18 protein-coding genes and 1 pseudogene are annotated in these 19,659 nt (G+C 59.2%); 9 read left to right on the top strand and 10 right to left on the bottom strand.

Annotated elements, in window-relative coordinates; translation table 11 throughout:
* Nucleotides 1-4: 4 nt before the first annotated feature.
* The 5 genes and pseudogenes from ACI2JR_RS09850 to ACI2JR_RS09830 all read right to left on the bottom strand — a co-directional run bounded on the left by ACI2JR_RS09850 (nt 5) and on the right by ACI2JR_RS09830 (nt 6,530).
* Entirely contained in the window at nt 5-2,083 is a 2,079-nt protein-coding gene (locus ACI2JR_RS09850; RefSeq protein WP_462478431.1) for an ABC transporter permease, read from the bottom strand.
* 114 nt (nt 2,084-2,197) lie between these two features.
* Entirely contained in the window at nt 2,198-3,229 is a 1,032-nt protein-coding gene (locus ACI2JR_RS09845) for an ABC transporter substrate-binding protein (protein WP_132728320.1), read from the bottom strand.
* Between the two features lie 32 nt (nt 3,230-3,261).
* Nucleotides 3,262-4,275: pseudogene (locus ACI2JR_RS09840) on the bottom strand (MFS transporter); the annotation flags it as partial.
* Between the two features lie 84 nt (nt 4,276-4,359).
* Nucleotides 4,360-5,901 carry an MASE1 domain-containing protein gene (locus tag ACI2JR_RS09835; protein ID WP_462478430.1) on the bottom strand — a complete coding sequence of 514 codons (1,542 nt, stop codon included), beginning with the start codon at nt 5,899-5,901 and terminating at the stop codon, nt 4,360-4,362.
* Nucleotides 5,901-6,530: a response regulator gene (locus tag ACI2JR_RS09830; protein ID WP_462478473.1), complete on the bottom strand. Its 630-nt coding sequence runs from the start codon at nt 6,528-6,530 to the stop codon at nt 5,901-5,903. The genes ACI2JR_RS09835 and ACI2JR_RS09830 overlap by 1 nt, the downstream gene beginning before the upstream one ends.
* Before the next feature lie 79 nt (nt 6,531-6,609).
* Between ACI2JR_RS09830 and ACI2JR_RS09825 the strand changes: the two genes are divergently transcribed.
* From ACI2JR_RS09825 to tauD, 5 genes are all read left to right on the top strand, one after another.
* Nucleotides 6,610-6,756, top strand: a complete 147-nt coding sequence (locus ACI2JR_RS09825; RefSeq protein WP_462478429.1) for a hypothetical protein — start codon at nt 6,610-6,612, stop codon at nt 6,754-6,756.
* A 78-nt stretch (nt 6,757-6,834) separates the two neighbouring features.
* Complete coding sequence (gene tauA / locus ACI2JR_RS09820) at nt 6,835-7,797, top strand: taurine ABC transporter substrate-binding protein (protein WP_132728323.1); 963 nt, start codon at nt 6,835-6,837, stop codon at nt 7,795-7,797.
* A gap of 11 nt (nt 7,798-7,808) precedes the next feature.
* The gene (gene tauB, locus ACI2JR_RS09815; protein WP_132729000.1) at nt 7,809-8,576 is read left to right on the top strand and encodes a taurine ABC transporter ATP-binding subunit; all 768 of its coding nucleotides are present in this window, start codon (nt 7,809-7,811) and stop codon (nt 8,574-8,576) included.
* A complete protein-coding gene (gene tauC, locus ACI2JR_RS09810) occupies nt 8,573-9,400 on the top strand; it encodes a taurine ABC transporter permease TauC (protein WP_132728324.1) in 828 nt (275 codons plus the stop codon). Before tauB ends, tauC begins: the two co-directional genes overlap by 4 nt.
* Nucleotides 9,397-10,248: a taurine dioxygenase gene (tauD, locus tag ACI2JR_RS09805; protein ID WP_132728325.1), complete on the top strand. Its 852-nt coding sequence runs from the start codon at nt 9,397-9,399 to the stop codon at nt 10,246-10,248. Before tauC ends, tauD begins: the two co-directional genes overlap by 4 nt.
* Before the next feature lie 51 nt (nt 10,249-10,299).
* Here the strand turns inward: tauD and ACI2JR_RS09800 are convergent, their stop codons facing one another.
* The 3 genes from ACI2JR_RS09800 to ampH form a co-directional block, all read right to left on the bottom strand.
* Nucleotides 10,300-12,000: a lysophospholipid acyltransferase family protein gene (locus tag ACI2JR_RS09800; RefSeq protein ID WP_462478428.1), complete on the bottom strand. Its 1,701-nt coding sequence runs from the start codon at nt 11,998-12,000 to the stop codon at nt 10,300-10,302.
* A gap of 147 nt (nt 12,001-12,147) precedes the next feature.
* Entirely contained in the window at nt 12,148-13,122 is a 975-nt protein-coding gene (hemB, locus tag ACI2JR_RS09795; RefSeq protein ID WP_132728328.1) for a porphobilinogen synthase, read from the bottom strand.
* 115 nt (nt 13,123-13,237) lie between these two features.
* On the bottom strand, nt 13,238-14,395 hold the full coding sequence (gene ampH, locus ACI2JR_RS09790) for a D-alanyl-D-alanine-carboxypeptidase/endopeptidase AmpH (RefSeq protein ID WP_132728330.1): 1,158 nt from the start codon (nt 14,393-14,395) through the stop codon (nt 13,238-13,240).
* A 220-nt stretch (nt 14,396-14,615) separates the two neighbouring features.
* On the opposite strand from ampH, the gene ACI2JR_RS09785 reads away from it, so the two are divergent.
* The 3 genes from ACI2JR_RS09785 to ACI2JR_RS09775 all read left to right on the top strand — a co-directional run bounded on the left by ACI2JR_RS09785 (nt 14,616) and on the right by ACI2JR_RS09775 (nt 17,638).
* On the top strand, nt 14,616-15,128 hold the full coding sequence (locus ACI2JR_RS09785; protein WP_462478471.1) for an isochorismatase family protein: 513 nt from the start codon (nt 14,616-14,618) through the stop codon (nt 15,126-15,128).
* Nucleotides 15,129-15,246: 118 nt separating this feature from the next.
* Nucleotides 15,247-16,467, top strand: coding sequence for a peptide antibiotic transporter SbmA (sbmA, locus tag ACI2JR_RS09780; RefSeq protein ID WP_132729002.1), 1,221 nt, complete (start codon nt 15,247-15,249; stop codon nt 16,465-16,467).
* A 40-nt stretch (nt 16,468-16,507) separates the two neighbouring features.
* Nucleotides 16,508-17,638 carry a DUF1615 domain-containing protein gene (locus tag ACI2JR_RS09775; protein ID WP_165905679.1) on the top strand — a complete coding sequence of 377 codons (1,131 nt, stop codon included), beginning with the start codon at nt 16,508-16,510 and terminating at the stop codon, nt 17,636-17,638.
* Here the strand turns inward: ACI2JR_RS09775 and ACI2JR_RS09770 are convergent.
* Nucleotides 17,635-17,937 (bottom strand): DUF2755 family protein, encoded by a 303-nt coding sequence (locus ACI2JR_RS09770; RefSeq protein WP_462478427.1) that lies wholly within the window; start codon nt 17,935-17,937, stop codon nt 17,635-17,637. The two genes, ACI2JR_RS09775 and ACI2JR_RS09770, sit on opposite strands and share 4 nt — an antisense overlap.
* A gap of 255 nt (nt 17,938-18,192) precedes the next feature.
* Here ACI2JR_RS09770 and ACI2JR_RS09765 point away from each other — a divergent pair, with 255 nt between their 5' ends.
* A complete protein-coding gene (locus ACI2JR_RS09765; protein WP_462478426.1) occupies nt 18,193-18,396 on the top strand; it encodes a DUF2754 family protein in 204 nt (67 codons plus the stop codon).
* A gap of 99 nt (nt 18,397-18,495) precedes the next feature.
* On the opposite strand, the gene ddlA is transcribed toward ACI2JR_RS09765, so the two are convergent.
* Complete coding sequence (gene ddlA / locus ACI2JR_RS09760; RefSeq protein ID WP_132728337.1) at nt 18,496-19,593, bottom strand: D-alanine--D-alanine ligase; 1,098 nt, start codon at nt 19,591-19,593, stop codon at nt 18,496-18,498.
* Nucleotides 19,594-19,659: the final 66 nt, after the last annotated feature.

Below are 19,659 nucleotides of genomic sequence, written 5' to 3'. Positions count from 1 at the left end.
TCCATTACGCCTGGTTTTTGGCTTTTGAACGGGAGATTCGCGCTTCACCGATCAGCCAGTCAAAGATGAAAATAATCGCCAGCATCACCACGATCAGGATCGAGCCGTAGGCGATCGCCACGCCGTACTCGCCGTCTTCCACGCGGTTGAGAATGTAGGCCGTTGCCACGCGGGTATCCGGCGTGACGAGGAACACGATGGCGCTAACGGTGGTGATGGCGCGCACGAAGCTGTAGATCAGCGCCGAGAGGATCGCCGGGCGCAGCAGCGGCAGCAGGATGTGGGTGATGGTGCGCAGTGAACCGGCGCGCAGGCTCAGGGAGGCCTCATCCAGCGATTTATCAATCTGCCCCAGGCCGGCGATCCCGGCGCGGATCCCCACCGGCACGTTGCGCATCACCATCGAGATAATGACGATAGCCGCCGTTCCAGTGAGGTACACCGGCGCGCTGTTAAAGGCGAGAATATAGGAGACCCCCGCCACGGTGCCGGGGACGGCAAAGCACAGCATAGTGGTGAACTCGATCGTCTTTTTGCCTTTAAACTGCTGGCGAACGACGATCCAGGCGATCAGCAGGCCGAAGGCGGCGGTGATAGGGGCGGCAATCCCGGCGTAGAGCAGCGTATCGAGCAGGGAAGGCCATGCTCCGTCGCTCATCCCCTGGCCGAATAGTTTAATAAAGTTATCCAACGTCAGGGTGTAATCGACGCCCCAGTTGACGGTGAAGCTGCCGTAGAAAATGCTGCCGTAGAGCAGGGCGTTAAAGGCGATCCACACCGCCAGCAGCGCGATCACGCTCCATACCAGAGTGACCGGCAGCGGCTGAACCTCGCCGCGGTAGGATTTACCGGATACCGTGACGTAAGAGCGCTTGCCGATCCACATGTACTGGATGCAGAACACCAGCAGAGAGAACAGCAGCAGGAAGGCGCCGAGGGTGCTGGCGGCCTGGTAATCGAGCTGTGAACCGGTGATGTAGAAGTAGATTTGCGTCGCCAGCACGTCGAAGTTGCCGCCGAGCACCAGCGGGTTACTGAAGTCGGCCAGCGACTGGACAATCACAATCAGGAAGGCGTTAGCCAGCGCCGGCTTGAGCAGCGGGACAAAAACGCCGTTAAAGGTCTGCCAGCGGCTGGCGCGCAGGGTGTAGGACGCCTCTTCCAGCGAGGGGTGAATGGTTTTGATCGCGCCGTCGAGAATCATAAACGCCATCGGGGTAAAGGCCAGGACCTGCGCCAGCCAGATGCCGGTAAAGCCGTACAGCCAGTTGGTGTTGCTCAGGCCGAACCACGCCACCATAAATTCGGTGACGTAGCCGGAGCGCCCCATCATCAGCGTCACCCCCAGGCCGACGACAAACGGCGGCGTGACGATCGGCAGAATCGAGAAGATGCGGCCAATAATGGCGCTGCGTATGGCGATACGGGTGGTGTAGATGGCCAGCACCAGGCCGAAGAAGGTGCAGCCGACGCCGACGGCGATCGACAGCAGGATCGAGTTGATGATGACCTGGACAATATGCGCCTGCGCAAGTACCACCATAAACGCCAGCGGCGCGAATTCCCCCGCATCGTTGGTGAACATCGGGATAAAAATCGCGATGCTTGGCCAGACGATAAAGATGGCGATGAGCGCCACAATCACCACCAGCGCGCCGATGACGAAACGGTCGCCTCCCAGCCATTCGAGGCGGGTCAGCGCCAGGGTCACGATCGCGCCCAATGCCACAAACAGTACGATGGTGGCGTAGCCTAAGCCACGGCCTTCAATCGTGGCGCTGATGACGATAAACGCCATGCACAGGAACGCCCAGCCGGCGTCGAAATAGTGGCGGCTGCGCGGCTCGCGTCCGGCCTCGTGGAACGGGCGAATCAGCAGCAGGCTCGGCAGCAAATACCACAAGGCGCTGATATTGAACTGTGACCAGCCGTAGGCGGCGAGAATTTCATCGCTCGTCGACTCCAGCAGGCCGTAATCGAGGCTCCAGCTCGGCAGCAGCGCGAACGCCAGCCAGCCCAGCAAAACCAAAAGGAATATCGCATCCCGTTTTTTAGCGGGACGGAGTGCAAGTGTGTGTGCCATAAGCTTTCCGGATGTTCAGGCCGGGCAAGGGGTGACGCTTACCCGGCAATAACCGCATACCCGCCGGCGAGCAGGCGGAAAATGTCTGCCGCCCATTGGGCAGAAAATGTGGGCTTATTTACCCATCTTCACTTCGCTGACCCACTTGTTGATCAGCGCCTTACGGACGTCGGTTGACCCGTACTTATCCATGTCGTAGTTGATCAGTTTCAGATCGTCGAGCTTCAGCGAATTCGGCGAGGTTTCGGCGGTGGTGTTGGTCAGGATCTGATAGGACTTACCCTTTTGCCACGCCAGCTCCTGGGCATCCTTCGACAGCACCCAGTCGACGAACAGTTTCGCGTTGTCGAGGTTGCGCGCGCCCTTCAGGATACTGACGCCGCCAATTTCGTAGCCGGTACCTTCGCACGGAGAAATCAGCTCCAGCGGCGCGCCCTGTTCTTTTTCCAGCGAGTAATCGTGCAGGAAGCCGATGCCAATTGCCGTTTCGCCGCGGGCGGCGTTGCGCGCCGGGGCAATCCCGGATTTGGTATACTGAGACACGTTGGCGTTCAGCTGTTTCAGGTAGTCAAAGGCCTGGTCTTCACCCCACAGCTGGGCGAAGGTCGCCAGCGCGGTGTAGGCGGTGCCGGAGCTTTGCGGGTCGGCAATCTGGATTTCGCCTTTGTATTCCGCTTTGGTCAGATCCTTCCAGCATTTCGGCACCGGCAGGTTTTTCTCTTTCAGGCGCTGGGTGTTGACGCCAAAACCGAGGATGCCGACGTAGACCGCCGACGAGTAGTTGCCTTTTAGCTTCGCCGGATCGCGAAATTTCTCCATCACCTGCTCGAGGTTAGGGGATTTATAGGGTTGCAGCAGGCCCATTTCCCCCGCCTGGGATTGCGGGTCGAGCGTGCCGCCGTACCAGACGTCGGCCTGCGGGTTTTTCTTCTCAGCATCGACCTTCGCCAGCGTACTGCCGGAGCCGTTGCGGATGAATGAGGTTTTTACATCATATTTGTCGCCGAAGGCTTTGGCTTCTGCCTCGCACATTTCGTTCGTGGCGCTGCAGTAAATCACCAGACGGCCTTTGGCGTGTGCCGCGCCGCTTAACGTCGCCAGCGCAATGCCGGAAGCCATCAGGGTTGTGACCAGCGTTTTTTTCATTGTTTTATCCTTTGATCGGGAGAGGTAGTAATGCCCGCCATCAGTAGCGGCATCAGCAATAAACCCATAAGTACCGCGGCGACCGAGACCATCAGCCCCAGCGTGAACAGCAAAATCATCGGCGCCCGCTGGCCGCTGAACAGCAAATCCGAGCCCCAACCGGCAAACAGCGCGCCGAGCAAGCCCCCCGCTTCAAACAGCATCACCGTGGCGTTGGCGCTGAGCAGGTTGACGCCGTGGTTCTCCGTCAGCCAGAGATTGCCCCAGTCGTTAAGGGCAATGCGGATCACATAAACCAGTACGTAAGAGACCCCCAGCAGCCAGATCATCGGGTTTTGCAGCATGGTGGTGCGCAGCATTTGCCACAGACCCATGGGCGGGCTTTGCTGCTCCTGACGTAGCTCCAGCGGGTCCCTGCGCCAGTGCCCAACCGATGGCAATCCCTCTTGCTGGGGCGTTCCTTTCAGCTGCAACGTTAACCAGACTCCCAGCGCCATGCTGATTACCCCCGGCGCCAGCATCGCCGCCTGCCAGCCCCACCAGTGGGCGGCAAAGGCGCTGATCGGCGGGATGATCGCCCCACCGATGTTGATCGACATATTCCAGCATCCCCACCAGAAACCGCGCTCATTGCGTGAGTACCAGTGGGTCAGCAGGCGGGCGCAGGGGGGCCACCCCCAGCCCTGAAAAAATCCGTTCAGCGTCCAGACCGCCAGCAGCAGCATCAGCGACTCGCCGAAGGCAAACACCACGTTCAGCAGGCCGGTGGCAAACAGTCCGACGCCCATAAACCAGCGCTGCCCGTGGCTGTCGTGCCACAGCCCGGCGGCAAATTTCGACAGGCCGTAGGTCAGATAAAACAGCGAGCCCAACAGTCCTATAGCGCCTTTATCCAGCCCGAGATCGGTTTGCAGCGCGGGAAGCACGTAGTTAAGGCTTTTGCGCGTCAGGTAAAAGGCGGCGTAGCCAATAACCATGCACATCAGCAGTCGTGAACGTAGCGTCCGGTAGCGTTGTTGGATTTCACTGGTCGCGCCTGGGGGCATAGTCGTCTCCGTTTTGCTGACTATAAGGAAGGGAAAACGAAAGGGGATGAGAGAAAGTCCGGAGTGGCTAAGACTTTTTCCTGGTTACGAGGCGGTTTGTTGCAAATTTGTGGGCAGGTTAACAATTACCCGCGTACCGCGCTGCGACTCCAGCGTCAGCTCGCCGCCGAGGGCGTTAACGCGCTCGCGCATCCCCTGAATGCCGAATCCGGGGGGGGTGCCGGGGCTAATGCCCACGCCGTTGTCCTCCACTTCCAGATGCAAAACGTTATCCTGCTGGCGCAAGGTAATCGCGACCTCGCTGGCTCCGGCGTGTTTGCTGATGTTGTTGAGCAACTCCTGCAACAGCCGGTACAGCGTGAAGCGCAGCGTTTCGCTTTCCGGCGTGGTGGTCAGCTGCCAGATAAACCGGCAGCGAATGCCGCGTTCGGCAAAGGCGAATTCATTGAGCAGATGCTGCAGCGCCTCCTCGAACGACAGTTCGTCAAGGGCCGGTGGGCGCAGCTGACGCAGCAGCTGGCGGGTGGAGTGATGGATCCGCCGGGCCAGGTCGTTAATCTGGCTGGCTGCCGCCTGGGTTTGCGCCGGGTCGCGCGCCCGCTTGACCAGCTGCGACTGGATCTGGATGGCCGTGATGTTCTGCCCAATTTCGTCGTGCAGTTCACGCGCCAGGCTTTTGCGCGTGTCTTCTTCGCTGTGGATCAACTGTTCGGTTAGCGCCCGCCGCGCCGCCAGCTCACTCTCCAGCCGCTGGCGGTAATGATGCAGGTTTTGCGCCAGATGCTGTTGACGGCTGATGGCGATCCCCAGGCCGATGCCGAGCAGTGACTGAGTGGCCAGGAAGATCTCCAGTTCCACCAGATTGCTGAATCCCACGCCAATCTGGCGGGCGATGGTAATCATCATACTGCCCAACAGACCGGCGAGTACGCCGCCCTGCCAGCCAAACTTCCACGCCATCACTACGTTAGGCAGAAATACCACGATCAGCAGCAGGCGCTCAATTTCCGGCGACAGCACCACCTGGGTAGCGATGCCGATAATAAAGAACAAACTGCACCAGATAATTAACGACGTGCGCAGCGGAGGGTTATTGGTATCCAGTCCCAGCAGGTTATAGCGATGCTGCTGACGTAAAAATTCAAAGATCAGATAGACGAACGGCGTCAGCAGCACGCCGCCGGTAAACGAAGCCAGACCTGGCAGCAGCACCGGGGTAGCCACAAACGGCGACAGCAGGGCGGTATTGAGTAATGAGGTCGCCGTCACCGTGGCCAGCAGCAGCGTCAACCGCTGCCAGTAAAGGGGAAAACGGTGCCACCAGGTCTGCGCAAGGGCGGCGGGAAACAGGGGAATGAACGGTGCGGCCAGCAGAGCATAGCCGCTCAGCAGCTGTTCGCCGTGCAGCCAGAACAGCATCGCCGCTGGCGGTAGCGCCAGCGCGGGCCAGTAGCGGCGTGAAAGCAGAATCAGCAGCGCCAGGTAGACGCCGTGGGGTAGAAAAAGCGCCGCCTGCTGACCGTTGTGGGTCAGGTAAAACCCGAGGGTCCACAGCATCAGCCAGCCGCTGCCCCAGGCCAGCACGATAAACAGCGAGATCACCCCATGGCGAAGATTGCGCGACATTAATGCCCCGGGAGCAGCTGGTGATCGAGGGCAAAATGCACCAGCTCAATGGTGCTGTGGCACTGCAGCTTGCTCAATACGTTGGCGCGGTGCACATGCACCGTCTTATGGCTGAGGTCGAGCGTATAGGCGATCTCCTTCACGCTGTTGCCTTTAATCAGCAGGTCAAAGACCTCGCGCTCGCGGGGAGTCAGTCCCCCCAGCGCCGGCGCCGGCTGTTCGCCGCCGCGCAGAGCCCGCAGAGCGTCGGCGCAGAGATAGTGCCCGCCCATGCCGACCGAACGCACCGCCTGCACCAGCTCTTCCGGCCCGCAGCGTTTGGTGAGATAGCCGCTGGCCCCGGCGTCCAGCGCGCTCTGCACAAAAGCCGGCGTGTCGTAGATACTGAGAATGATGGCGCGAAAGCCGGGCTTCTGCGCGCGCAGCCGTTTTAGCAGACTCAGGCCATTTTCATCCGGCATGGCGATATCCATCACCGCCACATTGACGTCATCGCGCAGCAGGGCAGGCCACGCCTGCGCCGCGCTGCTGTACTGGCCCGCAACATCGAGGTCTTCTTCGAGGCTGAGTAATTGCGCAAAGCCGGAACGCACTACCACATGGTCATCGACCAGCACCACCCGAATCATGTTGTTTCTCTCTTGCCGAATCATGATCCTATGATGCCTGCTGGCGCTGTGCTGGCAATCGGCCAGATGCAGTTATGCAATGCGTGTAACAAAACCGTCATACTTCTTTCTCATTCCCGGCGGCGTTCCGCGCTGCGACGAATGGCCGGGCGCTGGCGCATTTGACGCTTTTTGTGAAAAACAGATAACGATTGCCGGTATTTATCTAAAAACGATTGGCTATTAACCAGAATTTTTAATTACTTCATCAAACACATCAGGCCGGAAATACTGCACCCATAACAACTCAGGGGAAGCAGACACTATGGCACTCACATCGCGTTTCACACTTTTCGCCGCACTGGCATTCGCCGCATTTCAGGCGCAGGCGGTTAACGTCACCGTGGCTTATCAAACCTCTGCCGAGCCGGCGAAAGTCGCGCAGGCGGACAACACCTTCGCCAAAGCGAGCGGCGCGACCGTTGACTGGCGCAAATTCGACAGCGGCGCAAGCATCGTGCGGGCGCTGGCTTCCGGCGATGTGCAGATCGGCAATCTCGGTTCCAGCCCGCTGGCGGTAGCCGCCAGCCAGCAGGTGCCGATTGAAGTCTTCCTGCTGGCCTCGAAACTCGGCAATTCCGAAGCGCTGGTGGTGAAAAAGAGCATCACGAAACCGGAGGATTTGATCGGCAAACGTATCGCGGTGCCGTTTATCTCCACCACCCACTACAGCCTGCTGTCGGCGCTCAAACACTGGGGCATTAAGCCGGGGCAGGTGCAGATTCTTAACCTGCAGCCGCCGGCGATTATCGCCGCCTGGCAGCGCGGCGATATTGACGGCGCCTACGTCTGGGCACCGGCGGTGAATGAGCTGGAAAAAGAGGGCAAGGTGCTGACCGACTCGTCGCAGGTGGGCGAGTGGGGCGCGCCGACTCTTGACGTCTGGGTGGTGCGCAAAGATTTTGCCGATAAACACCCTGAGATCGTGAAAGCCTTTGCGAAGAGCGCCATCGACGCCCAGCAGCCGTACATCGCGAACCCCGATGAGTGGCTGAAACAGCCGGAGAATATCAGCAAGCTGTCGCGTTTGAGCGGCGTGCCGGAGGCCGACGTCCCGGGTCTGGTGAAGGGGAATACCTATCTGACCGCCGCCCAGCAGGCGCAGGAGCTGAGCGGCCCGGTGAACAAAGCGATCGTCGACACCGCTAAATTCCTCAAAGAGCAGGGTAAAGTGCCGACCGCCGGCGCCGACTACAGCCAGTACGTCACCGACCGTTTTGTGAAGTAAAGGAGGCCATGATGCTGCAAATCTCGCATCTCTCTGCCGACTACGGCGGTAAACCGGCGCTGGCAGATATCAACCTGACGCTGGACAGCGGCGAATTGCTGGTGGTCCTCGGGCCCTCCGGCTGCGGTAAAACCACGCTACTGAACCTGATTGCCGGATTTGTGCCTTATCAGCACGGCAGCATCACTCTCGAAGGCCAGCGTGTTGAGGGCCCGGGCGCCGAGCGCGGCGTGGTCTTTCAGCACGAAGGCCTGCTGCCGTGGCGCAACGTGCAGGATAACGTCGCGCTGGGGCTACAGCTGGCGGGCGTGGACAAAGCCAGCCGTCGCGAAACGGCGGCGCAGATGTTGAAAAAGGTCGGGCTGGAAGGGGCGGAAAAACGCTTTATCTGGCAGCTTTCCGGCGGCCAGCGGCAGCGGGTGGGGATTGCCCGGGCGCTGGCGGCAAATCCGCAGCTGCTGTTGCTGGATGAACCGTTTGGCGCGCTGGATGCCTTTACCCGCGAACAGATGCAGACCCTGCTGCTCGGCCTGTGGCATGAGACCGGCAAACAGGTGCTGCTGATTACGCATGATATTGAAGAGGCCGTCTTTATGGCCACTGAACTGGTGCTGCTGTCGCCGGGACCGGGCCAGGTGCTGGAGCGGTTACCGCTGAATTTTGGCCGGCGTTTCGTGGCCGGAGAGTCCTGCCGCAGCATTAAATCTGACCCGCAGTTTATCGAACAGCGTGAATATGTCCTGAGCCGGGTATTTGAACAACGGGAGGCTTTCTCATGAGCGTGGTGATTAACGACAAACCGCGTCAGCGGGCGCTGAAGTGGCGCTGGCCGCTCTCCCGTCAGCTGACGCTGAGCCTGTCGACGCTGGCGGTCGTGCTGGCGATCTGGTGGGCGGTGGCCGCTCTGCAGCTGATTAGCCCGCTATTCCTCCCGCCGCCGGGTCAGGTGTTGCAGAAGCTGATTACCATTGCCGGCCCGCAGGGCTTTATGGATGCCACCCTTTGGCAGCATCTGGCGGCAAGCCTGACGCGGATCGTGATCGCGCTGGCGGCGGCGGTGGTTATCGGCGTCCCGGTGGGGATCGCGATGGGCCTGAGCCCGACGGCGCGCGGGATCCTCGATCCGCTGATCGAACTGTATCGCCCGGTACCGCCGCTGGCCTATCTGCCGCTGATGGTGATCTGGTTCGGCATCGGGGAAACCTCGAAGATCTTGTTGATCTACCTGGCGATTTTCGCGCCGGTGGCGATGTCGGCGCTGGCGGGGGTAAAAAGCGCCCAGCAGGTGCGTATTCGCGCCGCGCAGTCTTTAGGCGCCAGCCGCGCGCAGGTGCTGTGGCTGGTGATTTTACCCGGCGCCTTGCCGGAAATTCTGACCGGTTTGCGCATTGGGCTGGGCGTGGGCTGGTCGACGCTGGTGGCCGCGGAGCTTATCGCCGCCACCCGTGGTTTAGGTTTTATGGTGCAATCCGCCGGTGAATTCCTGGCGACCGATGTGGTGCTGGCCGGGATTGCGGTCATTGCGATAATCGCCTTTCTGTTAGAACTGGGACTGCGCGCGTTGCAGCGCCGCCTGACGCCCTGGCATGGAGAAGTACAATGAGTGAACGTCTGAGCATTACCCCACTGGGGCCATATATTGGCGCGCAGGTTGCCGGCGCGGACCTGACCCGTCCGCTGAGCGATAATCAGTTTGAACAGCTGTATCACGCGGTGCTGCGCCACCAGGTGGTATTCCTGCGTGAACAGAATATCACCCCGCAGCAGCAGCGCGATCTCGCTTTGCGCTTTGGCGACCTGCATATTCACCCGGTCTACCCCCATGCCCCGGGCGTCGATGAGATTATCGTGCTGGATACCCATGACGATAATCCGCCGGATAACGATAACTGGCATACCGATGTCACCTTTATCGCGACCCCGCCGGCCGGGGCGATTCTGGCGGCGAAAGAGCTGCCCGCCACCGGGGGCGATACGCTGTGGACCAGCGGCGTGGCGGCGTATGAGGCGCTTTCCGAACCTTTCCGCCAGCTGCTAAGCGGCCTGCGGGCGGAGCATGATTTCCGCAAATCGTTCCAGGAGTACAAATACCGCAAAACGGAAGAGGAGCACCAGCGCTGGCTGGAGGCGGTGGCCAAGAACCCGCCGCTGCTACATCCGGTGGTGCGTACCCATCCGGTGACCGGCAAGCAGGCGCTGTTCGTCAACGAAGGGTTCACGACCCGCATTGTCGACGTCACGGAAAAAGAGAGCGAGGCGCTGCTGGGCTTCCTGTTCGCCCACGTCACGAAGCCTGAGTTTCAGGTACGCTGGCGCTGGCAGCCCAACGACGTGGCGATCTGGGATAACCGGGTGACGCAGCATTACGCCAATGCGGACTACCTGCCGCAGCGGCGGATTATGCATCGGGCGACGATCCTCGGCGATAAGCCCTATTATCGCGCCGGTTAAAGCCCGCCGTAGCCCGGCTCAGGCGCCACGCGCCGCAGGCCGGGGTTCAGGTTACAGATGCGCCCCGATGTAGCGCTGATAGCGGTTGGCCTTCAGATACGTTAAATCCACCAGCACCAGGCCATCGACGCAGTTGTTGAAGTCCGGGTCGCTGCCGAAGTCGATAAACTGCACCCCGCCGGGTTCGCAGACCTCGGAATATTGCTTATACAGCGGCGGAATGGCGCAGCCGAGGTTACCCAGCAGCGACTTCAGCCGCGTGAGGTCTTCGCTGTAATCCTCCCCGCCGAACTGCGCCAGCACATCGGGCAGCGAGGCGGGGTAGGGCCGACGAGATTCCGCCAGCGGATGGCTGGCCGGGAACCACAGGCGATAGAAGGCCACCAGCAGATCGCGTGCCGCAGGCGGCAGGCCGCCGGAAATGGAAACCGGGCCGAACAGGTAACGGTAGTGCGGGTAGCGCGCCAGATAAGCGCCGATACCCGACCACAGATAATCCAGCCCGCGGCGGCCCCAGTAGCGCGGTTGAATAAAACTGCGTCCCAGTTCAATGCCGTGGGTGAGGATATCATTCATCCGGTCGTCGTAATGGAACAGGCTGTAGCTGTAGATCCCTTCCAGACCGCGTTTTTCCCGCTGCATTGCGGTAGGCATAAAGCGATAGGCGCCGACGATTTCCAGATCGTCTTCATCCCACAGAATCAGATGCAGGTAATCGTCGTCATAGCTGTCGACGTCGCGACGCTTGCCGCTGCCTTCGCCGACCGCGCGAAAGGCAATTTCCCGCAGACGACCCAGCTCACGCAGCAGCGGCGCATCGTCCTGACCATGGCGCTGCCACAGGTAGATGACTTTGCCATCCGCCGTGCGCCCCAGACACTCCGTCCGGCTAAGCTCGCGCTTGAGCAGCGCGCGATCTTCGGGGCGGGCAATGGCGCTTTCCGTTTTGAAGAGCCCAGGCAGCCCTTTGCCCAGCCGTTCGACGTGGCGATAGCAGCGGTCCGCCAGTTCGCGAGCCGGTGTTTGCGCGCAGTGCCAGGCGGACCAGGCAATCTGTTCCCCGATACCGATCGGCAGACTGCTGTTGCGCCGGCGGAACATTTGCTGCATCAGCAGCAGTAGCGGCAGGTTAGCTGACACCAGGGCGCTGGCGTAAAACAGCGCGCTGTTGTGCGCGCGAATCCAAACCGGGAGCAGCGGAGCGCGGTATTTATTCGCCAGTTTGATAAAACCGGAGTGCCATTTTTTATCGCGGATCCCCCGGGGCGTAACGCGCGAGACCTCGCCCGCCGGGAAAAAGATCAGCACTCCGCCGTTCTGCAGCTGCCGATCCATCTGCTGTAGCGCCGCTTTGGCGGTGCGGCCGTTGATGTTGTCGACGGGAATAAACAGCGAACTGAGCGGTTCAAGATGGGTCAGCAGGCGATTGGTCACCACTTTGACATCGCGGCGCACCCGGGAGACGGCGTAGAGCAGCGCAAGGCCATCAAGCGTGCCGGTGGGATGGTTAGCGACGATAACCAGCGGGCCGTGTTCGGGGATTTGTTCCAGATCGTGCGCCGGAATGGCGCAGCGGATGTTGAGATGTTCCAGCACCTGTTCGACCGTATCAAGCCCTTTCAGGTGGCGATGGCGAGCGGCAAATTGTTGAAACTCATCCTCATGCAGTAATTTTTTTAACAGTTTCTTTTGCCAGGGGGCAGGCCTCGCCTGAGGCCACAGGTCGTCGAGTACATTGTCGAGACTAAACATAGCGCTTCCTCCTCCGTCCTGCCCAGACAGTAGAAGGTGGAAATGTCGCTTATATTGCAGTTAAGTGAATATTCGGTATCGGCGGGCCAGGGAACGGTCGGGACAGCAGCCCCGGTCAGCGCAGCGCGACCGGGGAAGACGAGGGGATTAACGCAGGATTTTCTTTTCGGCCAGATCGCGGGCGAAATAGCTGAAGATCAGATCCGCGCCGGCGCGTTTAATGGCGCCAAGGCTTTCCAGAACCACTTTCTGTTCATCGATGGCGCCCGCCTGGGCGGCAAATTTGATCATCGCGTATTCACCGCTGACCTGGTAGGCCCCGATCGGCAGATCGCTGCGCTCGCGGATATCGCGCAGAATATCCAGATAGGCGCCGGCCGGTTTTACCATCAGGCAATCTGCGCCCTGGGCTTCATCCAGCAGGGATTCACGAATCGCTTCGCGGCGGTTCATCGGGCTCATCTGGTAGGTCTTACGATCGCCTTTCAACGCGGTACCGGCCGCTTCACGGAACGGGCCGTAGAACGAAGAAGCAAATTTGGTGGAGTAGGACATGATCGCCGTGTTGGTAAACCCGGCGGCGTCCAGCGCCTGGCGAATCGCCTGCACCTGGCCATCCATTGCGGCGGATGGCGCAATGAAGTCGGCGCCGGCCGCGGCGGCAACGACCGCCTGCTTCCCGAGGTTCACCAGGGTCGCGTCGTTATCGACGCCGTGGTCGCACAGTACGCCGCAGTGGCCGTGCGAGGTGTATTCACAGAAGCAAGTATCGGACATGACGATCATCTCCGGTACCGCATCCTTACAGATCCGCGACATCCGCGCGACCAGGCCGTTTTCGTTCCACGCATCGCTGCCGGTCGCATCGGTATGGTGAGAGATACCGAAGGTCATTACCGAACGGATACCGGCATTGGCAATTCGCTCAATTTCACGGGCCAGCTGTTTTTCCGGAATGCGCATCACGCCGGGCATGGCTTCAATGGCTTTGTAATCGTCGATTTCTTCTTCAACAAAGATCGGCAACACCAGGTCGTTCAAACTCAGTGTTGTCTCTTCAAACATGGCGCGCAGCGAAGCGGACTGACGTAGGCGGCGGGGGCGAGTGATTAAATCTGTCATGGTTTGCCTGATTTTGTGAAATGAAAGCAAATAGTCTAACCGAAATAGCGCCGGGATGTTTCGCCAAAGGAAGCATTAATGCGCTCATCCTTCGGCGCGCCATCCCGCGATCTTATCAGGATTCTGGTATTGCCGCCGGCTGTCCGCCGCTCAGTTCGCTGACCAAATCGTTGATACCGTCACTCATGCTGCTAAAGCGGGTCAGCGATGAACGGGTGACCACCACGAAGGCGCCGACGTTCGCCTGCGGGTTCATCGCCATATAGGTGATAAATCCGCCGCCGCCGCCGGTTTTCTGGATTATTCCCGGATGACCATTTTTGGGTTTCATGTAGACCCAGCCGAGACCGAGCGCATCGGCTTTCCCCGGCACATCCATACCGATGACCCGGGTCAGCTGGCTACGCTGATAAATCAGCGTTTGCATACGGTCAGCCTGTCGCCCGCGGGTATAAAAGTCGGACGAGAGGAACTGCTGCATCCAGCGCATCATATCGCCAGGGGTTGAATAAACGCCGCCGCTGCCGATCGCCGCCAGCGTATTGTTACACGGGCTGGCGCCTTTCTCGGCGACCATCAGGCGGGCGCATTGATCCGGCGATGGCGTGAAGGTGGTGTCTTTCATCCCCAGCGGGCGGGTGATTTGCTCTTCAAAGAGCTGCGGATAAGGTTTACCCGCGGCGGTGGAGAGGGCGTCCGCCAGCAGGTCAAACGCCAGGTTTGAGTAGGCGGCCTGCGAGCCGGGGGCCGTTTTCAGCGAGGCCGTCGACAGCCACGCCCAGCGCTGCTGGCGCGTCGGCCAGACGAAGACCGGACGATGCGCCGCTCCGCCCGGCTGCTCCCGCGGCAGGGCGCTGGTATGCGTCGCCAGGTTAACCAGCGTAATCGGCGTCCCCTGGTAGGTCGGCACCCGCGCGCCCGGCGGCGCGTACTTGCTCAGCGGATCGTTAAGCTTCACGACGCCCTGATCGAGCATTTTTACCAGCATTTCGCTGGTCATCAGTTTACTCAACGAGGCAATGCGAATAACCGAATCCAGCTGCGGATGCTCATTGTTGCCCGGGCGCGTTTCGCCAAAGCTGCGGAATACGCGCTGGTTACCGTCGATAACCACCAGCGCCATTCCGGTGGCGCCGCTGCCGTAATAGATATGGTTGGCGTAACGATCGACCACGTTGGAGGCAAATTCCGGGTCAACGATCGGTTGAGCAGCCTGGACCGATGTCCACGACGCCACGCACAGCGCAGCAAAAATGAGCAGACTACGTTTCAACTGGGGTATCCATAAAAATGAGAAGAGATATAAGGCGTATTTATACTACGAAGCGAGGCAGAGCAAGGTGGGAATAACGTCAATATTTTGCGGAAAAACGTAACGGTGCGTAAAAAGGACTTTTTTACGCATCCGGATATCCGCTTTACCCGGCGGGCGGGTATGATTAGCGTTTGTTTAAGCGGATGGTGAGAGAGATATGACGGCTCAACGGGTGGTAATGGTAGTAGATATGCAAAATGGCGTCTTTGCGACCCCGCGCATTGAGCGTGCGCGCTGCGTCGCACAAATTAACCATCTGATACGCGCCGCAGATCGCGTTATTTTTATTCAACACGCCGAGGACGGCGGCCTGGAAGAGGGCAGCGAAGGTTTTGCCCTGCTGGCGGAGCTGGAGCAACCGGCAGGATCGCTTTATGTCACCAAAACCGCCTGCGATGCGTTCTATAAAACCCGTCTTACGCAGGTATTGCGCGACCTGAACGTCGGCCAGTTCGTGATTTGCGGCTGCGCCACCGACTATTGTGTCGATACCACCATCAAGAACGGCGCCAGCCGGGGTTATGCCATCACCGTTGCCGAAGATGCGCACACCACCGCCAACCGTCCCGCGGCGCAGGCGAAAACGCTAATCGCCCACTACAACGAGGTCTGGCGTACGCTGACCGTCCCTGGCAATCCTTTACATGTGAAACCCGTGGAAACAATTCTGCGCGCATGGCAGACGAACTAAGCTGCTGATATTCGGTCTCATCATCCGGTCGCCTTTCATTGCCGCACCCGTTATGCGGCGGGCGTTTTTGTGGTACACAGCATAACCATAACGATAAAGAAGTTAGCAGGAGTGCATGATGTTTAAATCTTTTTTCCCTAAACCAGGGCCGTTTTTTCTCTCTGCCTTTATCTGGTCGCTGCTGGCAGTGATCTTTTGGCAGGCGGGCGGCGGCGACTGGCTGCTGCGTTTAACCGGAGCCTCGCAAAATGTGGCCATCAGCGCCGCGCGGTTCTGGTCGCTGAACTATCTGCTGTTTTACGCCTACTACGTGTTCTGCGTCGGCGTTTTTGCCCTGTTTTGGTTTACTTATAGCCCGCACCGCTGGCAGTACTGGTCCATCCTCGGCACCTCGCTGATTATCTTCGTTACCTGGTTTCTGGTGGAGGTCGGGGTGGCGATCAACGCCTGGTACGCTCCGTTCTACGATCTGATTCAGACCGCGCTGGCCACGCCGCACAAAGTCAGTATCAACCAGTTCTATCAGGAGATTGGCGTGTTCCTTGGCATCGCGATCATTGCGGTGATTATTGGCGTTATGAATAACTTCTTCGTCAGCCACTATGTCTTCCGCTGGCGTACCGCGATGAACGAACACTATATGGCGCACTGGCATCACCTGCGCCATATCGAAGGCGCCGCCCAGCGTGTGCAGGAAGACACTATGCGCTTTGCCTCCACGCTTGAGGACATGGGGGTGAGCTTTATCAACGCCGTGATGACGCTGATTGCCTTCCTGCCGGTGCTGGTCACCTTGTCCGCGCATGTGCCGGACCTGCCGATTGTCGGCCATCTGCCGTATGGCCTGGTGATTGCCGCGGTGGTGTGGTCGCTGATGGGGACCGGCCTGCTGGCGGTGGTGGGGATTAAGCTGCCGGGACTGGAATTTAAAAATCAGCGGGTGGAGGCGGCGTATCGTAAAGAGCTGGTCTATGGCGAAGATGATGAATCCCGCGCCACGCCGCCGACGGTACGCGAGCTGTTCAGCGCCGTGCGGCGCAACTATTTCCGACTCTATTTCCACTACATGTACTTCAACATCGCCCGTATTCTTTATCTGCAGGTGGATAACGTTTTCGGCTTGTTCCTGCTGTTTCCGTCGATCGTTGCCGGTACGATTACCCTCGGTTTGATGACGCAGATTACTAACGTATTTGGTCAGGTGCGCGGTTCGTTCCAGTATCTGATTAGCTCGTGGACGACGCTGGTGGAACTGATGTCGATCTACAAACGTCTGCGCAGCTTTGAACGCGAGCTTGATGGCAAAGAGCTGCAGCCGGTAACGCAAACGCTGAATTAATGACGGATACCTCAACCTAATTGCAGAGGCAGATTGCAGGATGACGCATAGACAAGGAAAGAGCAGGGCGACAGCGGGGCCGCGGATCGCGCCATGCGCCCTGACGTTACTGGCCGGGATGGTGCTGAGCGCCTGTACCAGCCAGCAGGCTCCGGTAGTGAAAAAAGGCGAAAAGGCCGTTGATGTGGCGGCGGTGGTGCGGCAAAAAATGCCCGCCAGCGTCAAAGACCGCGAGCAATGGGCGCAGGCGATCGCGAAAACCTTCGCCAGCCAGAAGCTGGCGCCGACGGAAGAGAACGTCTGTTCGGTGCTGGCCGTCGCGCAGCAGGAATCGAACTACCAATCCGATCCGCTGGTGCCGGGGCTGAATAAAATCGCCTGGCAGGAGATAGACCGCCGGGCGGAGAAGATGCACATCCCGGTTTTCCTCGTGCATACCGCGCTAAAAATTCCGTCGCCTGATGGCAAAAGCTACAGTGAGCGCCTGGATGGCGTAAAAACCGAAAAGCAGCTCAGCGCCGTGTTTGATGATTTTATCGGCATGGTGCCGATGGGGCAGAAGCTCTTTGGCTCGCTCAATCCGGTGCATACCGGCGGCCCGATGCAGGTGAGTATTGCGTTTGCCCAGCAGCATACCGACGGCTATCCGTGGAAAATCAACGGCACCGTGCGCCAGGAGGTGTTCAGCCTGCGCGGCGGCCTGTGGTTCGGCACCTATCATCTGCTGAACTACCCGGCCAACTACAGCGTACCGCTGTACCGCTTTGCCGATTTCAACGCCGGCTGGTACGCCAGCCGCAACGCCGCATTCCAGAATGCGGTCAGTAAAGCGACCGGCGTCAGGCTGGCGCTGGACGGCGATTTAATTCGTTATGACAGCGATGAAGCAGGCACGACCGAGCTGGCGGTGCGGCGGTTAGCCGGGCAGCTGGCGATGAGCGATGATGATATCCACCGCCAGCTGAAAAAGGGCGATAGCCTGGCGTTTGAAAAAACCGATTTGTACCAGCAGGTTTATCGTCTGGCGGAGAAGAAAGCGGGCAAGGCGTTACCGCGGGAGATGCTGCCGGGAATTCAGCTTGAGAGCCCGAAAATTACGCGTAATCTGACAACCGCCTGGTTTGCCAAACGCGTTGATGAACGGCGCGCCAGCTGCATGGCGCGTAACTAGCGGTTGTTGCGCCAGCGTAGGATCAGCCCGAGCACCCCGACCAGCATGCAGCCGATCAGGAAGGGGATCAGGCCGAACAGGGTGCCCACCGCCAGGCCGATCTCAATCCGGGGACGGTCATTGTCCTGGACCTGCATCAGGTGTTCGAACACGCCGGGGGCATGCACCAGCATGCTCAACATTTGCGCCCCGGCCCAGAAGCAAAACAGCACGAACAGGGCGTAGGCGATATTGCTGCTGGTGAGTGGCCCTCTCTTTTTGCCGCCGATAATTGATTTTGAAAAGGCGAACTCTGCCATTTGACCCTCCGAACTTCACTGACCTGCGGGTTTTGCACCTGCTACTTAGCGATCATTCTGGCAGCGGCCGGAGGTTGGCAGTATCGGATTGCTGGTAATTTCCACCCAGGAATATTCCTGTTTTCCTCATTGTGTCGGCTGGCGACAATTTTTGTCGAATTTAGAGCAATATCTCAATGTTTGATAATTCTCCGCGGGGCTACAGACCGCGGATTCCGGGTGTGCGAAGATGTTTTTTTTGTTGTCGGAGTGGTTATGAAGCTCACTGAAAAAATTCGCCGGGACTGGCACTACTACGCCTTTGCGCTGGGGTTGATTTTTATTCTGAACGGGGTGGTGGGGCTGCTGGGGCTGGAGACTCAGGGCTGGCAATCCTACGCCGTCGGTCTGGTCACCTGGGTGATCAGCTTCTGGATTGCGGGAAAAATTATCCGCCGTCGCCAGGTTGAGGAAGCGTAAGGGGCCGGTTTCCCCGGCTGCGCCTGGCTTACCGGGCTGTGGGGATCTCTTCCGTTAGCCCGGGTACGACGCCGCGCGCCGCAACCCGGGGGGAAACCATCAATTCATCGAGGTCTTCAGCGCGCGGTCTGCCGCATGGCGCTCCAGCGCCAGTTCAATCAGGCGGCTGATCAGGCTGGTGTAATCCAGGCCGCTGGCTTGCCACAGTTTTGGATACATACTGATATTGGTAAAGCCTGGCAGCGTATTGATTTCGTTGATGATAACCTCGTTATCTGCCGTCAGGAACACGTCCACCCGCGCCATTCCGCTACAGCCCAGCGTCTGGTAGGCACGCACGGCAATAGCGCGGATGCTGTCGTTGACTTCGCTATCGATGGCCGCAGGAACCACCACTTTGGCACCTTGATCGTCAATGTACTTGGTATCGTAGGCATAGAATTCACTGTTCAGCACGATTTCGCCGCAGGTGCTGGCCTGGGGGAAGTCGTTGCCCAATACCGCGCATTCGATCTCGCGGCCTTTAACCCCCTGCTCAACCACCACTTTGTGGTCGAATTCAAAGGCCAGCGCCACCGCCTGCTGGTACTGCTCTTCGCTATTCACTTTGCTGACCCCAACCGAAGAACCCTGGTTTGCCGGTTTCACAAACAGCGGCAGGCCCAGTTTTTCTTTAATTTCAGCAAAACTGAACTGCTGGCGGTTGGCGCGGGTCAGGGTGACGAACGGGGCAACAGAGAGGCCGGCGTCACGCAGCAGACGTTTGGTGACGTCTTTGTCCATGCAGGCCGCGGAGCCAAGGACATCGGAACCGACGAAGGGCAGGTTAGCCATCCGCAGCATGCCCTGCAGCGAGCCGTCTTCACCCAGCGTACCGTGGACAATCGGGAAAATGACGTCGATGGCTGCCAGCGGCTGGCCGCTGTCGGCATCGATCAGCTGCTGTGCGTTGCGGCCCGGGATTTGCGCCAGAGTGACGTCAGAGGGACGCAGCGCAATACGGGCGGGATCGTGCGGATTTAACAGATAGTTACCGGCGTCGTTGATATGCCAGAGCCCCTGTTTATCAATCCCCAGCAGAACCACGTCGAAGCGCGTCTTATCAATCGCTTCAACGATATTCTTCGCCGACTGCAGCGACACTTCGTGTTCTGCCGACTTACCGCCAAAAACGATCCCAACCCTCATCTTAGCCATTTCAACTTCCATCCTGATGACAACAAAACGCATAACATAGCATGTGTAAGCGCCGCATGGCTGCCA

It is taken from the genome of Klebsiella sp. NPDC088457 (assembly GCF_044900465.1).
In the GTDB taxonomy this organism is placed as follows: Bacteria; Pseudomonadota; Gammaproteobacteria; order Enterobacterales; family Enterobacteriaceae; genus Klebsiella.
The sequence above is the reverse complement of the archived record's forward strand: the minus strand, read 5'-3'. Positions and strand labels throughout refer to the sequence as shown.

What these genes read in the sequence shown, in the direction of transcription:
- ACI2JR_RS09850 (WP_462478431.1), bottom strand. Translation starts at nt 2,083, where the DNA reads ATGGCACACACACTTGCACTCCGTCCCGCTAAAAAACGGGATGCGATA.
- ACI2JR_RS09845 (WP_132728320.1), bottom strand. Translation starts at nt 3,229, where the DNA reads ATGAAAAAAACGCTGGTCACAACCCTGATGGCTTCCGGCATTGCGCTG.
- ACI2JR_RS09835 (WP_462478430.1), bottom strand. Translation starts at nt 5,901, where the DNA reads ATGTCGCGCAATCTTCGCCATGGGGTGATCTCGCTGTTTATCGTGCTG.
- ACI2JR_RS09830 (WP_462478473.1), bottom strand. Translation starts at nt 6,530, where the DNA reads ATGATTCGGGTGGTGCTGGTCGATGACCATGTGGTAGTGCGTTCCGGC.
- ACI2JR_RS09825 (WP_462478429.1), top strand. Translation starts at nt 6,610, where the DNA reads ATGCGTGTAACAAAACCGTCATACTTCTTTCTCATTCCCGGCGGCGTT.
- tauA (WP_132728323.1), top strand. Translation starts at nt 6,835, where the DNA reads ATGGCACTCACATCGCGTTTCACACTTTTCGCCGCACTGGCATTCGCC.
- tauB (WP_132729000.1), top strand. Translation starts at nt 7,809, where the DNA reads ATGCTGCAAATCTCGCATCTCTCTGCCGACTACGGCGGTAAACCGGCG.
- tauC (WP_132728324.1), top strand. Translation starts at nt 8,573, where the DNA reads ATGAGCGTGGTGATTAACGACAAACCGCGTCAGCGGGCGCTGAAGTGG.
- tauD (WP_132728325.1), top strand. Translation starts at nt 9,397, where the DNA reads ATGAGTGAACGTCTGAGCATTACCCCACTGGGGCCATATATTGGCGCG.
- ACI2JR_RS09800 (WP_462478428.1), bottom strand. Translation starts at nt 12,000, where the DNA reads ATGTTTAGTCTCGACAATGTACTCGACGACCTGTGGCCTCAGGCGAGG.
- hemB (WP_132728328.1), bottom strand. Translation starts at nt 13,122, where the DNA reads ATGACAGATTTAATCACTCGCCCCCGCCGCCTACGTCAGTCCGCTTCG.
- ACI2JR_RS09785 (WP_462478471.1), top strand. Translation starts at nt 14,616, where the DNA reads ATGGTAGTAGATATGCAAAATGGCGTCTTTGCGACCCCGCGCATTGAG.
- sbmA (WP_132729002.1), top strand. Translation starts at nt 15,247, where the DNA reads ATGTTTAAATCTTTTTTCCCTAAACCAGGGCCGTTTTTTCTCTCTGCC.
- ACI2JR_RS09775 (WP_165905679.1), top strand. Translation starts at nt 16,508, where the DNA reads ATGACGCATAGACAAGGAAAGAGCAGGGCGACAGCGGGGCCGCGGATC.
- ACI2JR_RS09770 (WP_462478427.1), bottom strand. Translation starts at nt 17,937, where the DNA reads ATGGCAGAGTTCGCCTTTTCAAAATCAATTATCGGCGGCAAAAAGAGA.
- ACI2JR_RS09765 (WP_462478426.1), top strand. Translation starts at nt 18,193, where the DNA reads ATGAAGCTCACTGAAAAAATTCGCCGGGACTGGCACTACTACGCCTTT.
- ddlA (WP_132728337.1), bottom strand. Translation starts at nt 19,593, where the DNA reads ATGGCTAAGATGAGGGTTGGGATCGTTTTTGGCGGTAAGTCGGCAGAA.